Origin of the sequence: Cetobacterium somerae (assembly GCF_022430525.1) — a bacterium.
Taxonomy (GTDB): domain Bacteria; phylum Fusobacteriota; class Fusobacteriia; order Fusobacteriales; family Fusobacteriaceae; genus Cetobacterium_A.
This window is the reverse complement of sequence record NZ_CP092519.1, coordinates 522546-537533: the sequence shown is the minus strand read 5'-3', so window position 1 is coordinate 537533 and position 14988 is coordinate 522546. Positions and strand designations below refer to the sequence as shown.

Genomic DNA, 14988 nt, shown 5'->3' with positions numbered 1-14988 from the left:
TCCTTTTACTTCTCTTGATTTAACTTTTCATCTAAATATTCTAAAGCTATTTTTGATATCTTATTATACTTCTCTTTTTTATCTCTTATTCTTTCATCTAAAGATTTTATTACACCAAAATTAGGTCCCATTGGTTGGAAATTTTTCTTTTCCTCTGTAATATATTTAATGATTGCTCCGATTGAACTTCTATCATCCAGTATTAATGGTACTTTTCCATCCATCTTTCTAAGAATGTTAGTTGCCGCCATTAATCCAGTAGCAATAGCACAAACATACCCTTCTCCACCTGTTATCTGTCCTGCAAAATATATATCTTCGTTATTTTTTAAATTTAATGCTGGAGTTAACAATTTTGTTGAGTTTATAAATGTATTTCTATGCATAACTCCATATCTTACAAATTCTGCATTTTCAAGTCCTGGTATCATTGAGAACACTCTTTTTTGTTCTCCCCATTTTAAATTTGTCTGAAATCCTACTAAATTATATAATTTTCCATCTTTATCGTCTTGTCTTAACTGAACTACTGCAAACTCTTCTTTTCCAGTTTTTGGATTTATTAATCCTTTTGGTTTTAATGGTCCAAATAATAATGTTTTAAATCCTCTTTGAGCTATTCTTTCAACAGGCATACATGCCTCAAATAATTTTTCTTCTTCAAACTTTTTTAAAGGTGCTCTTTCTGCCGATATTAGGGCTTCATAAAAAGCTTCATACTCTTCTTTATTCATCGGACAGTTAATATATTCTCCCTCTCCCTTATCGTATCTTGATTGGAAAAATACCTTATCTTTATCAATAGACTCTAAGGTTACGATTGGAGCTGCTGCATCATAAAAATATAAATATTCTTGCTCTAGTGTTTTTCCAATATTTCTAGACAGTTCATCTGATGTTAATGGTCCACTAGCAACAATAACTATTTTATCTTTTGGAATCTCTTTTAATTCCTCATTTATTATTTCTATATTCTCCATAGAATGTAACTTCTCTGTCACTTTCTCTGAAAATCCTTCTCTATCTACAGCTAGAGCTTGCCCTGCAGGAACTTTAACTTCATCTGCAATCTCAATAAGTAGTGATCCCATTCTTCTTAGCTCCTCTTTCATTAATCCTGAGGCATTTCCTAAATGATCTCCTCCTAAAGAGTTACTGCATACTAACTCAGCAAATTTCTCACTTTTATGAGCTTCTGTTGAAACTTTTGGTCTCATTTCATATAGTTTTACCTTAACTCCATTTTTTGCTAATTGATATGCTGCTTCTGATCCTGCTAATCCTGCTCCTATTACTACTACTTCTTTATTTATCATCTGTTCTCCTTTTTTTATACATACAAAAGTCTCGCCCACAAAGGCGAGTCCTTTTATCTACTCTTTTTTATCTTTTTCCAATTTTTTTATATTTTTACAATCAGGATATCCCGTACAAGCTAAGAATTTCCCCCATCTTCCTCTACCTATTTTAAATGGTTTTCCACACTTTTCACAATTCCCAGCATTTTTTAGAATCTCTTCTTCTTCTTTTTGAATTTTATCCATAATCCATTTTAATTGGACTATTCCATCTTTTTCTTCAATTGTTCCATTCATAAGAAGTTTTTTAACTTCTCCTGGTAAAGAAACTCTTTCATTATCCTCTTTAAAATTTTCGCTCTCTAAATAACTACCAAAACGTCCTAGCTTTAAAAGCAATCTACTTCCATTATTTAAAAATACATCTGTTAATTTTCCTTGTTTAACTCTCAATTGCTCTTCTAATAACTCTTTTACTTTTATATCTCCATTCTTAATATCTTCTAATGGAATTTCAATCCCTTTTAAAGAGTATTTTTCTTTGCAATTTTCATCAGTACAGCATAGGTATCTTCCAAATCTTCCATTTTTCATAATCATATTTCCAGATCCACAAGGACAAGGAACATCTGAAGTTATTATTCTATTAGATTCTTCTTCAACCTTAATTTTATAAAGTTCTAAATCTTTTGAAAGTTTCGAGTAGAAATCTTTTAATATCTCAATCCAATCTCTCTCTCCTTCTTCAACTAAATCTAACCCATCTTCCAATGATGCTGTAAATTTAACATCCATTATATCTTTAAAGTTTTTTTCTAGAATTGTTTTTATCTCATAACCTAACTCTGTCGGAATAAAACTTTTTCCTTCAATTACAACGTATTCTCTCTTTTTTAAAGTTTCTATTATTGAAGCATATGTTGACGGTCTTCCTATTCCGTCAGCTTCTAGTTTCTTAACTAAAGATGATTCTGTTAACCTTGAAGGAGGTTTTGTCCAATCCTCTTTTATATTCAATTTTTTTAGTTTTAAGAAATCTCCTTCATTTATTGTTGGAAATTCTCCTAATGGTAATTCCTCTTCATCTTTGAAAACTTTATAATAACCATCAAATATTATCTTATTCAAAGTACCTCTAAATTGATAATCTCCATTTTCTAAAATTATCTCAAATTGTTCATATTGCATTGGTGCTAACTGAGATATCATAAATCTTTCCCATATAAGCTTATATAGCTTATATTGATCTGGAGCTAAATCCTTTTTTATTTTATCTGGTTCTAAATATATATCTGTTGGTCTAACAGCTTCATGGGCATCTTGAATTTTTTCATCTTTTTTCTTCTTCGCTGCCTCTTTACCTAAATATTCTTTTCCAAAGTTCTCTACTATATAACTTTTTGCCATATCTTTAGCTTCATCTGATATTCTAGTTGAATCAGTTCTCATATAAGTTATTAAACCTTTTTGGTTTCCATCTATACTTATACCCTCATATAATCCCTGAGCTACAGACATAGTTTTTGAAGCTGAAAAACCTAAATATGATGATGATAATTGCTGTAATGTACTCGTTTTTAATGGTAGCGGTGGATTTTTAGATTTTTTAGTTACTTTAGAATTAATAACCGAATATTCTGAATTCAGTGTTAATTGAACATTTTTTACAATATCCTCATCTGTAACTCTTTCAAATCTTTTTCCTTCTATTTTATACAGAGAAAGATTCATCTTATTTTCAAATTCACCTTTTATATCCCAAAATTTTTCTGGGACAAATTTCTTTATTTTATCTTCTAAGTCACATATTAATTTTAAAGCAACTGATTGAACTCTTCCAGCACTTGTATTAGAAGATATAGATTTCCATAGAAGAGGACTTATCTCATATCCTACTAGTCTATCAAGTATTCTTCTTGCTTGCTGTGCATTAACTCTATCTATATCTACCTTTCTAGGATTTTTTATAGCTTCTCTTATTGCTCCATTCGTTATTTCGTTAAATTCTATTCTATTAGCTTCATTTTCGTCTAATTTTAATGTTTGAGCTATATGCCACGCAATAGCCTCTCCTTCTCTATCAGGGTCAGATGCTAAATATACTTTATCTGATTTTTTAGCAAGATCTTTTAAAGTTTTTATTACATCTCCCTTTCCTCTTATTGTCGAATAGCTCGGTTTGAAATCATCTTGCACATCTACTCCAATTTTGCTTTTAGGCAAATCTCTTACATGTCCAAAGGAAGCTGTAACATGAAAATTATTCCCCAATATTTTTTCAATAGTCTTCGCTTTTGCAGGTGATTCCACTATTACTAAATTTTTTTTCGCCACTATTTTCACCCCTAATTTTTTCTCTATATACATTATTCGCTCTTAATTATATTAGAAATTAATAAAAAAATCAACCAAGGGTACTAAGTTTCCCGTTTATAAACGCCTTCTATAGTGTCCTGCTGGCAAGCTTTGAATATAACCCTCTATTTCTAATTCCATTAAATTGCTCAATAATTCACTTGTTTCACAAGGAATTTCTCGTTTTATTTCTTCTAAATGCATTTTCGTTTTTAATACACTGTAAATTTTTAATTTTATTCCAAGCAACTTATTTAATTTTTTTCCTTCTTCATTTGTTTTTGGCCAACCATACTCAGATAATATATCTTCTCCTGAGATTATTAGCTTAGCTTGAGATAATTTTATTAACTCATTACATCCTTGTGATAATGGATAAGTTATATCTCCTGGAATTGCAAAAACATCTCTTCCTTCTTCTAAAGATATATTAGCTGTTATTAAGCTTCCACCTTTTAAAGAGCTTTCAACTATTATAGTCCCTTTAGATAAGCCAGCTATTATTCTATTTCTAATTGGGAAATTTTTAGGTGCCGGCATCATTCCAATAGGAAACTCAGATATTATTAATCCTTTTTTTTCTATTTCATTTCTCAATTTAACATTAGTTCTTGGATAATAAATATCTATTCCACATCCTAGAACGGCAATCGTATTCCCTTTGTATTTTAGAACTTCTTTATGAACTATTGAATCTATTCCTAAAGCCAATCCACTTACAACAACTACATCTCCATCAACTAAATCTTTAACAACTTTCTCGCAACAAAGCTCTCCGTATTTTGTCGACCTTCTTGTTCCTACAATGGAAATCATCTTATTTTTACTCAAAAGTTCTACATTTCCTTTATAAAAAAGAAAAAGTGGAGGTTTTGTTATATTTTTCAAACTTTCAGGATATCTATAATCATTAATACTTATTAGACCTATCCTATTTCGTTCTAAATAATCCATAACCTCCAAATATTTTTCACAGTATTTTGAATTTTCTATTAATTGGGTATCACCTGCGGTTAAATTTAGTATATTTGTAAGTTTATCTAAATCAGCAAAAATATCTTTATATCTTTTATTGTATGCCATTAAAGCTCTAATCTTACTACTCTTTAAACCTATTAATTTTAATCGATACCACTCCATCTGTCACCTCTTTTATCTAGAATATGTAGACGTTAACATATTACTTATCTCTTTTGACTGTGGATATAATCTTCTTCCTTCTTGTAAAACCTCTCTTGCTCTATCAATTTTCTTTTCAGCCAAGTAAATATCTCCTAAAGCTAAAAACCCTTCTACACTAGGTGCATAGTTCATATATATTTGAATATCATCTATCGCTTTATTATATCTCCCTAAATTTCTATACGCTAATCCTCTTCCTAAATAAGCTTCTTTCATACTAGGCTCAATACTAATTGCAACGCTATAAAAATCAATGGCTTTATTATAATCACCTATGAATCTATAACTTGTTGCTGCTCCAAATAAATTTCTAGAACTATCAATGTTACTACTAAAAATTTGAGCTGCTCTTTCATACTTTCTATTTCTAAAATATTGGTCTCCTAAATAAAAAACTTGATTTTCATTTCCACTTATAGAGTTTATATAACTTTTAAAATATTTTTCATATTCTTTTAAAAGAACTGCCGCTTTATCTCTATCATCCTCTCTCGCTATTTGACTTTCTAGACTTTGAATATATGGTGGTCTTTGATCACCTAAAGCTATTAAGCTAAAAAAAAGAAATAATATTCCTATTAATTTTTTCATTTTAAATAATCTCCTCTATTCTACTAATTATTTTTCCATTTTTTATAGTTGTTTCAATTGAATCTCCAAGTTTTACTTGAGAACTTTCTTTTATTACCTTATCACCTATTTTAGTTATACTGTAACCTCTTTTTAAAACATTTAAAGGATTTAAAGCAATTATTTTTTCTGTACACACTTCTAACTCGTGACTTTTATTTCTAAATATCTTTTTCATAATATCTTCGATTTTCTCTTCTTTTGATACTAACATTTGATTTTTTTCCTCTATAGCTTTTATAAAATTCTTTAGTACATAACTACTTTGTAGCTGTTTTATCTCATCTTTTTTCTTTTTTATTACTCTATTGATACTATCTTTTACTCTTTTTTCTTTTTCTAACAATTGCTTTTCTATCTCTTTTTTTACAGGAATAGATATTTCTATTGCTTGAGTTGGAGTCGCTGCTCTAACGTCTGCTACTAAATCAGATAATAAATTATCTATCTCATGACCTACAGCTGATATTATTGGTTTTTCACTTTGAAAAAATGCTCTTGCTACTTCTTCTTCATTAAAAGCCCACAAGTCTTCAACACTTCCTCCACCTCTACCAGCAATAATTAAATCTATTTCCGGTATTTTATTTAATGTTTCAATACCTTTTACAATTTCCTCTTTAGCTCCTACACCTTGAACTTTAGCTGAATAAATATAAATATCTATATTTTTAAATCTTTTTCTTGTTGTATTTACTATATCATGAAATGCTGCTCCTGTATATGCTGTTACAACTCCTATTGCCTTTGGATATTTAGGTAAAACTTTTTTAAATAATGGTGAAAATAACCCTTCCCTCTCTAAATCCTTCTTTAACTTTTCTAACTTTGCAAACATCTCACCAAGCTTATCTTCTTTTTGTACATGTCTAACCAATACCTGAAAATCTCCTCTAGCTTCATAGAAGCCAACATCTCCAAATATCTTTACAGAATCTCCCTCTTTTAAATCTTCAGCTATTCTTTTAAATTTATAATTAAATGCTGCACATTTTATCTGACTCTGTTTATCTTTTAAAGTAAAATATAAATGACCACTTTTATAATATGTTACTCCTGAAAGCTCTCCTTTTAAAAAAAATTCTTGAAAGTTTGGGTTTTCATCTATATATCCTTTTACCATCTTATTAAACTCTGTTACACTATAAATTTTCTCTTCCATAGTTCGCTCCTACATTTCTAATAACATCAATTTTAGTTTGTTCATCTCATCTCTTTTCTCTATAGCTTTTTCAAAGTTCAATTCTTCAGATAATACTTTAATCTCCTTAATTAATTTTTTTATCTCTTTTTCAATATCCTCTTTACTTGTAAAATGCTTAGTTTCAACTATCTTCTCTTCTTCAGCTTCCCAATTAAATAACGATTCTGAAACTTCTCTAAAAATTGTTTTAGGCTCTATATTATTTAATAAATTGTACTCTCCTTGTTTCTTTCTTCTTCTCTTAGTTTCTTCGATAGCATACTTCATAGAATCAGTCATAATATCACCATATAGTATTACTCTTCCATCAACATTTCTAGCTGCTCTTCCTATTGTTTGAACTAATGATCTTTTACTTCTTAAAAACCCTTCTTTGTCAGCTTCTAAAATAGCAACTAATGATACTTCCGGTATATCAAGCCCTTCTCTCAATAAATTTATTCCAATTAAAACGTCAAATTCACCTTTTCTTAATCCTCTAATAATTTCAATTCTTTCTAAAGTATCTATATCTGAATGCATATACTTTACTTTAACACCTAAAGTTATATAATACTCTGTTAATTCTTCAGCCATCTTTTTAGTTAAAGTAGTTATTAGAACTCTTTCTTTTTTTAAGGTGTTCTTTCTAATTTCATCTAAAAGATCGTCTACTTGATTTTTAGTTTCTCTAATTTCTATAATTGGATCTAAAATTCCTGTCGGTCTAATTAGCTGTTCAGCTATATGTCCATTAGATTTTTCTATTTCAAAATCTCCTGGAGTAGCTGAAACAAAAATTGTTTGACCACAATTCTCTCTGAACTCTTCAAATGTCAAAGGTCTATTATCTAGAGCTGATTTTAATCTAAATCCATTTTCAACTAAAGCTGTCTTTCTTGCTCTATCACCATTATACATCCCTCTTATTTGAGGAACACCAATATGGGATTCATCTATATATACAATAAAATCTTTAGGAAAATAATCCATTAATGTATCTGGTTTGTCTCCAGGGTTTTTATGTGTCAAATATCTTGAATAATTTTCTATCCCTTTACAATATCCAACTTCTCTTATCATCTCTAAATCATAGTCTGTTCTTTGCTTTAATCTTTGAGCTTCTAAGAGTTTTCCTTTTTCTTCAAATTCTTTTACTTCTTTTTTTAAATCTTTTCTTATCTCCTCTATAATTCTTTCTTGTTCTCCCTCTTCTGTTACATAATGAGTAGCAGGAGAGATTGCAACTCTTTCTAAATTTCTTTTTATCTTTTGACCTGTCAATGTATTTACTTCAGAAATCTCTTCAATTTCATCCCCCCAAAACTCTATTCTATAACCATTTTCCATATAAGATGGATATATATCTATTACATCTCCTTTTACCCTAAACTTACCTCTTTCAAAAGCAATATCATTTCTTTCATATCGTAATTCTATCAATTTTGATATTAACTTTTTTCTACTATAACCTGTTTTTTTATCAATTGCTATAGTTAAATTTTTATAAGTCTCTGGTGATCCAAGTCCATAAATTGCAGATACTGAAGCTACAATTATAACATCTTTTCTATTTATTAAAGCAGCCGTTGCCGCATTTCTAAATTTATCTATTTCATCATTTATAGATGAATCTTTCTCTATATAAGTATCTGTTGTTGCTATATAGGCTTCTGGTTGATAATAGTCATAATACGAAACAAAATATTCTACTGCATTTTCTGGAAAAAAACTTCTATACTCTGCGAATAACTGTGCTGCCAATGTTTTATTTGGAGCTAATATCAATGCTGGTCTGTTACTTTCTTTTATTATATTAGCTATTGTAAACGTCTTTCCTGAGCCAGTTACCCCTAGTAAGGTTTGATCTTTTACACCTTCATCTAATCCTTTAATTAATTTTTTAATTGCTTCTGGTTGATCTCCTGTTGGACTATATTTTGAATTTAATTTAAACATCTTTGTGACACCTCCATTAAAATAGGGAGAGGTAACTCCTCTCCCTTAAAGTATCTCTAATTATCGTTTAAAAAAATTGGAGTTTCAATTTTTAATATGTTTTTTCTCCCTTTGCTAGCTTCAATTAAAACAATACTTGAATCTTTATCTTTTGAATAATGAACAAATTTAACTCTTTTAACTGAAAATCCATTTTTTATAAGCTCTTCTGAAATTTCTAAAAATCTATAGCTTTTATGTACCATGAAAAGCTCACCTCTTGGTTTTAATAATCTTTTAGCATTTGCTATAAACTCTTTCAAGTTAAGCTTTATTTCATGTCTTGCTATACTTTTTATATCTTTATCATTAATTTCTTTTCCATCTAAAACCATATATGGTGGATTTGAAATTATATAATCATATGTATTTCCTTCTTGGATATTTTTTATATCCATATTAACAACTTCTATTCTATCCTCTAATCCATTTCTTTTAACATTTCTAATTGCTAAATCTGCAATTTCTTTTTGAATCTCTACCGCTTTTATTTTAGATATTTTATCTTTAGCACATAACAATACTGGAATTATACCATTTCCTGTTCCAATTTCTAATATTTTAGAATTTTTCTTTCCATTGAAAAAATTAGCTAATAAAACCGCATCAGTTCCAAATCTAAATCCTTCTTTTTTTTGAATTAAAGTGTATCCTTCACAAATATTAGCTATATCTTCATTTTCAAAAATCATTTTCTTTTATTACTCCTTTTCTAAAACCTTATGCTGTAGCTCTTCTGTTGATAAAACATTCTGTAATTTCTTTGCTTCTTTTTTATTAAATTTTATCTCATCAATAAGAACCTTCATAATTCCTTTTCCTTCAACATCTACATATAAAAATCCATTTAACGGACTTATACTCGTTACTTTTCCCTCTCCTTTTTGAGTTTTAACAAGCTGATTTACAGCAGGATAAACTCTTAAAGCCTCTTCATATTGCTTATATTCATAATTTATACAGCAAAGTAACCTTCCACATACACCTGATATTTTAGTAGGATTTATTACTAACCCTTGGTCTCTAGCCATTTTTATTGATACTGAATCAAATTTATTTATAAATGTTCTACAACATAATTCTTTTCCACACACACCAATATTTCCAAGTATTCTTGCTTCATCTCTAACACCAATCTGTCTTAACTCTATTCTTAGTTTAAATATATTTGCAAGATCTTTTACTAAATCTCTAAAGTCAATTCTTCCCTCTGCTGTGAAATAAAATATTAACTTTGTTTTATCAAATGTATATTCTGTTTCTATTAATTTCATAGGTAATTTATGATGAGTAATTCTTTCTTTACAAACTTTAAACGCTTCTCTAGCTTCTTGACGAAGAACTTCATACTTTTGAATCTCTTCTTCACTAGCTTTTTTTATTACAGGTTTAAGTGGTAATACCAGCACTCTTTCAGGAAGTTGCATTGGTCCACCATAAACAACCCCTATTTCCTTACCTCTAATAGTATCTACTATTACTTTATCTCCTTTTTTATACTCTACTTCATCTACAATTTCAAAGCTGTATCTTTTTTTTGTTGTTTCAAACATTACTCCTAATATATTATATAACTTATTAGGATCTGATACTACTTCTTCTTGAGTCTCTTCTTTTATATTCTCATTCTCTTTTATTGCTTTTTCATCTATATTTTTATCTATATCTAAATTTCCTTGTGTCATCTGTCCTCCCGCGAAAATCTTAACATTCTATAATATAAAGTATATCATATTTTTTATCTTTTAAGAATTTATTTTATATAATTTAATTGTTCTCTAACGACCTCTTCTAAATAATCTAAGGACTGAAAATTTAACTCTAAATTTATATATTTTAAATTGGGTAATTCATTTAATAGTGATTTTAAATTCCCTCTATAAATCTTATGTGGATCAAGATTTTTCATGTGTTCCCACTCAATTTTAAATTTTCCATTTCTATCTTCACTTGACCATTCTTTTATTTCGTTAGAAAAATCTCTTTCAAAATAATTTTTAAATTCTATTCCATTTATATGAACACCATATATAAATTTATTTAGTTCTTTTAATTCTTTTATTTTATTCAAAATATATCGATCTGCTTCTTTAAAACTCTTTATATTTTTTTCTGTGCATATTATATGAGAGAAATCTAATAAAAACCCTTTTTTTTCATACTTTACTCTTTCAAAAAAATATTTTGTTAATTCGTAGTCTTTTAAAGTTAATCCTGGCCATGGTAAATTTTCAAAAAGTAGTAAAGGTCCATCTCCTTTAAAAACTTCATTCACAATTTTCAAAGTTTCATCTAATACCTCTATAGATGTATAATCAAAGTTACATGTAAATATATCTTTAGGTCTTACGTGTGAAACATGAAAAACTAAATACTTTGCTTTAATTTTTTTAGCATCTTCAAATTGTTTTTTAAAAGTTTCTAACAAAATCTCTTTATTAAAAGAACGATAATAATTTAATATCCCTTCATCATCATAAAAATCTTCTTTTACCTTTTCCATATCCTCTCTCCAAAATTCTAACCAAGTAGGATAATATAATAGATGTACTCCTTTTACAGGATACTTTCCATAACTTTCCAAAGGTAAATGATCCCCGATTATTGTTTCTATACCTGTTATACCTTCGTTTTTTAATTTTTTATATACTTTTAAAAATTTTTCTTCCTCTCCATTTTTAGGAATAAAACTAAAACTTATCATTTGAAAGCACTTCCTTCATCTGTTTTAAAGATTTTAAAACTCTTGTTGATGGTCTATTAATCCCTTCGTCTATAAAATATACTTTTCCAGTTTTTACAGCATCAATCTCTTGCCATTCTGGTCTAGTCTTTATGTCCTCTACAACCTCTTTTCTATCCTCACCTACAAATATAAATTCAGGATTTTCTTCAATAATAGATTCTAAAGTTGGTGAAATCCATCCCTCTTGATTTTCAAATATATTTTTTCCACCGGCATTTTTTATAACATCATTCAAAAATGTTTTTCCTCCTGTTGTATATATAGGATTATTTAAAATTTCAAAATATACTCGCTTTTGCTTTTTATTTTGTAATCTTAATTTTTCTAACTCTTGAACATAACTATCTTTTAAATTATCACTCTTTTTTTTCTCATTTAAAAGATTTCCAATTTCATCTATAGAATTTTTAACTTCTTCTAATGAATTTGGGGTTTTCATTACATAAACTGGAATTCCAACCTCATCAAAAATATTTAAACTCTCTTTTCCTTTAGAGAGATTATGTTGGGATGTTATAACTAAATCCGGCATCAATTCCATTATTTTTTCTTCATTTAATCTATCTGTATTTAAAATTCCTTTGCCTTCTAATTCTTTAGATATTTTTTCAGAATATATATCTACTCCAGCTAAAATATTAACTAATCCCATATCTACTATTATCTCTGTATTTGATGGAACTGTTGAAATTATTCTTTCTACTTTTTCAGGAATTTCAACTTTACGACCAATTCCATCTACTAATATTCTTGAATATCCTATTGAAAATACAACTATATTTAACATAAATATCTTTTTTAACACTCGCCCACCTCTTCTATAAAAATATATTTCAATTATAACACATATGTAAAAAATGCTCTTCTCATATCTTGAAAAGAGCATTTTTTATTAAAAACTATATTTAAATCCAATATAATAATTTCTTTCTGGTGCAGGGTAATATGTCTTTCCAAATGTAGGGTCTTGCTCACTTGGTTTTTTATATCCTACATAATCATAATATTTTTCATTAAATAGATTATTAATTCCTGCATTTATAACTAATCCATCTTTGAAATCATATATAAAAGTTAATCCACTCAATATATAACTATCTGTTTTTTCTCTTTCATTAGCTTCATCATCGTTATCATAAGCTTTTCCATAATACTCCCAAGAATTATTGAAGCTTAGTTTTTCATTAAATTTATAATTAAAATTTAGAACTCCCTTTATATTTGGAACACCTGGAATATCTTTTCTCTCTTTAAACTCTGTTTTCATATAAGTTATTGATTCTGATATTGTCAATTTATCAAAATAATGCTCCATAGAAAACTCTATACCTTTTCTCTTACTTGTTCCATCTAAATTTCTATTTTTATTAACCTCATCGTTTTTATTTACTCCATAGAAAATTTCATTTTCTGTTTCTATATAAAATACTGATGTTGAAATATACGTGTTACCTACAAAATCCTTTGCTCCAATTTCATAAGTTTCTGTTTTTTGAGTATTAAACTCTCCATCCCAAACATTTATTTCATCTGTATTAGGTGCTCTAAATCCTTTTGTATAACTTATATACGTAGACCCTGAATCTGAATATAAATAACTTCCTGTTAATTCTATAGCGTCCTCTTTAAACTTTTTCTCTGAAAAATTTTTATTTTTTCCTTTATATTCAATATTTTGTCTTCTATATCCTTGAGTAAATCTAAAATTGTCAATTGTATAACTATTTACTATAAATCCACCTAAAGAATTTTTTTCTGCTTTAGAATCTCCATACGAAGAGTAACTCTTTGTTTCACCAGCATAAACATCTCCACCAAATACAATATAATTCTCATTTAAATATGAGTATCTTAATTGGGGTTTTAAATATTTTATCTCTGTTTTATAATTACTTCCGTTTGAAGAGTAATTCTCATGAGCATATCTTCCTAACAATTTAAATTCTAAATCGGAGTTTATATTATACAAATAGTCTCCCATAAAATTATTCTTCTCGGTTTTCCCATCAACCCTCCATCTTTTTGAATTCGACTGCGTTCTATCATCACTAACTTCACTTCCAAATAACCATCCAGGAGCTTTAAATTCATTTTTAGAATAATTATATTTAAATTTTAACTCTCCATCATTAAGTTTATATCTACTTCTAAATCCAAAACTTTCTAAATTATCTTTAGAATAATCTCTATAACCATCTTTTTCTCTTTTTAAATAATCTACTTCAACTAAAAGCTTTTCTCCTATTTTAGTTCCATATGTAATTTGTTGTTTTTTTAATCCATAAGATCCTATCTCACTATTTAAACTTCCATAATTTTTTTTATTTTCAGGTGCTTTTGTTACTATATTTATTGTCCCTCCAACTGCTCCATCTCCGTATAAAACTGAGCCTCCAGAAGGTATTACTTCAATTCTTTCAATATTATCTACTGGAATGTTACTTGTCTGATACCCTGATAAATCAATTGAGTTAATTGGTGCTCCATCAACTAATACTATAACATTTGATTTTGCTGTAGGCCCTTGACCTCTTATATCAAAAGCTGCATCAGCTCCACCCATCTCTTTTACAATAACACTTGATACTAATTTTAAAGCTTCTGCTACTGTTTTTGCTCCCCTTTGTGTTATCTCTTCTCCTGTCAATACAGTTATATTTTTTGGTATATCTGCTATTGTTGTCTCTGTATTTTCACTTGTTATAACACTTTCTTCTAACTTCACAACTTTGTCTTGTCCCGTTGCTAAACTAGATACAAGAATTAATCCTGCAATATAAAATCTTTTTTTCATTTAATTTAATCCTCCCATTCTGTCACTCGCAGTTTATTTTTATGGCAGGTATCCTGACTCAACTTCCTCCTCCAATAGTCCTTCCCAGTTTCCCAGTGGCTTATCTATTTTTGTCCATTTTACAGTGGCGTGACCGTTTAAGCTTTTCACTTAATTCCCTTTTAATTTATAAAAACCATAACATCTTATTATACTATAATCACTTCATTTTTAAAAGTTTTAAACAATAAGCGAACAAAATATATTTTAAATTAACCTTGATTTATTTATATTTTTTAAGTACAATTTAGATAAAATTTTTTAAGGAGAGTTTATGAAAAATATTATCCCAGGTTATTTTTATATTTTTGACACTCCATTTGGCTTACTTAAAATTGAAGAATTAAATAATGAAATTGTTAAAATTGACCTTAACAAACCTACTTCAAACAGAACTTTTAAACTTACAAAACTTTTAGAAGAGTCCTTTAAAGAGATTGATGAATTTCTAAAAGGCAAGAGAAAAAAATTTACATTTAAAATAAATCCTATTGGAACAGAGTTTCAAAAATCTGTTTGGAAAGCATTACTTAATATTCCTTATGGAGAAGTTAAAACTTATAAGGATATTGCAATTGCTATTGGCAATCCCAAGGCATGTAGAGCTGTTGGATTAGCAAACAATAAAAATCCCATTCCTATAGTTATTCCTTGCCATAGAGTAATTGGTTCTAATGGTAAACTTACTGGATATGCCTATGGATTATCTATAAAATCCCATTTACTTAATTTAGAAAAAGGTGCAAAATAACTTTGCACCTTT

General features: G+C 28.3%; 12 protein-coding genes and 1 riboswitch. Of the genes, 1 reads left to right on the top strand and 11 read right to left on the bottom strand.

What is annotated here, in order from left to right:
• Positions 1-5 precede the first annotated feature (5 nt).
• The 11 genes from trmFO to MKD34_RS02330 all read right to left on the bottom strand — a co-directional run bounded on the left by trmFO (position 6) and on the right by MKD34_RS02330 (position 14186).
• Entirely contained in the window at positions 6-1313 is a 1308-nt protein-coding gene (trmFO, locus tag MKD34_RS02380; RefSeq protein ID WP_240220037.1) for a methylenetetrahydrofolate--tRNA-(uracil(54)-C(5))-methyltransferase (FADH(2)-oxidizing) TrmFO, read from the bottom strand.
• Positions 1314-1373: 60 nt separating this feature from the next.
• Entirely contained in the window at positions 1374-3665 is a 2292-nt protein-coding gene (gene topA, locus MKD34_RS02375) for a type I DNA topoisomerase (protein ID WP_266188007.1), read from the bottom strand.
• A 63-nt stretch (positions 3666-3728) separates the two neighbouring features.
• Complete coding sequence (gene dprA, locus MKD34_RS02370) at positions 3729-4793, bottom strand: DNA-processing protein DprA (protein WP_240219563.1); 1065 nt, start codon at positions 4791-4793, stop codon at positions 3729-3731.
• A gap of 12 nt (positions 4794-4805) precedes the next feature.
• Complete coding sequence (locus tag MKD34_RS02365) at positions 4806-5426, bottom strand: tetratricopeptide repeat protein (RefSeq protein WP_240219562.1); 621 nt, start codon at positions 5424-5426, stop codon at positions 4806-4808.
• A 1-nt stretch (position 5427) separates the two neighbouring features.
• Positions 5428-6627: an exodeoxyribonuclease VII large subunit gene (gene xseA / locus MKD34_RS02360; protein WP_240219561.1), complete on the bottom strand. Its 1200-nt coding sequence runs from the start codon at positions 6625-6627 to the stop codon at positions 5428-5430.
• Positions 6628-6636: 9 nt separating this feature from the next.
• The gene (gene uvrB / locus MKD34_RS02355) at positions 6637-8607 is read right to left on the bottom strand and encodes an excinuclease ABC subunit UvrB (RefSeq protein WP_240219560.1); all 1971 of its coding nucleotides are present in this window, start codon (positions 8605-8607) and stop codon (positions 6637-6639) included.
• A 56-nt stretch (positions 8608-8663) separates the two neighbouring features.
• Positions 8664-9338 (bottom strand): tRNA1(Val) (adenine(37)-N6)-methyltransferase, encoded by a 675-nt coding sequence (locus MKD34_RS02350; RefSeq protein WP_240219559.1) that lies wholly within the window; start codon positions 9336-9338, stop codon positions 8664-8666.
• Between the two features lie 9 nt (positions 9339-9347).
• On the bottom strand, positions 9348-10331 hold the full coding sequence (locus MKD34_RS02345; RefSeq protein WP_407933855.1) for a PSP1 domain-containing protein: 984 nt from the start codon (positions 10329-10331) through the stop codon (positions 9348-9350).
• A gap of 68 nt (positions 10332-10399) precedes the next feature.
• Complete coding sequence (locus MKD34_RS02340) at positions 10400-11350, bottom strand: apurinic/apyrimidinic endonuclease family protein (protein WP_240219558.1); 951 nt, start codon at positions 11348-11350, stop codon at positions 10400-10402.
• Positions 11337-12197: an ABC transporter substrate-binding protein gene (locus MKD34_RS02335; protein ID WP_240219557.1), complete on the bottom strand. Its 861-nt coding sequence runs from the start codon at positions 12195-12197 to the stop codon at positions 11337-11339. Before MKD34_RS02335 ends, MKD34_RS02340 begins: the two co-directional genes overlap by 14 nt.
• An 87-nt stretch (positions 12198-12284) precedes the next feature.
• A complete protein-coding gene (locus tag MKD34_RS02330) occupies positions 12285-14186 on the bottom strand; it encodes a TonB-dependent receptor (protein ID WP_240219556.1) in 1902 nt (633 codons plus the stop codon).
• Positions 14187-14212: 26 nt separating this feature from the next.
• Positions 14213-14381, bottom strand: a riboswitch (cobalamin riboswitch).
• A 118-nt stretch (positions 14382-14499) separates the two neighbouring features.
• On the opposite strand from MKD34_RS02330, the gene MKD34_RS02325 reads away from it, so the two are divergent.
• Positions 14500-14976 (top strand): methylated-DNA--[protein]-cysteine S-methyltransferase, encoded by a 477-nt coding sequence (locus MKD34_RS02325; protein WP_240219555.1) that lies wholly within the window; start codon positions 14500-14502, stop codon positions 14974-14976.
• Positions 14977-14988: the final 12 nt, after the last annotated feature.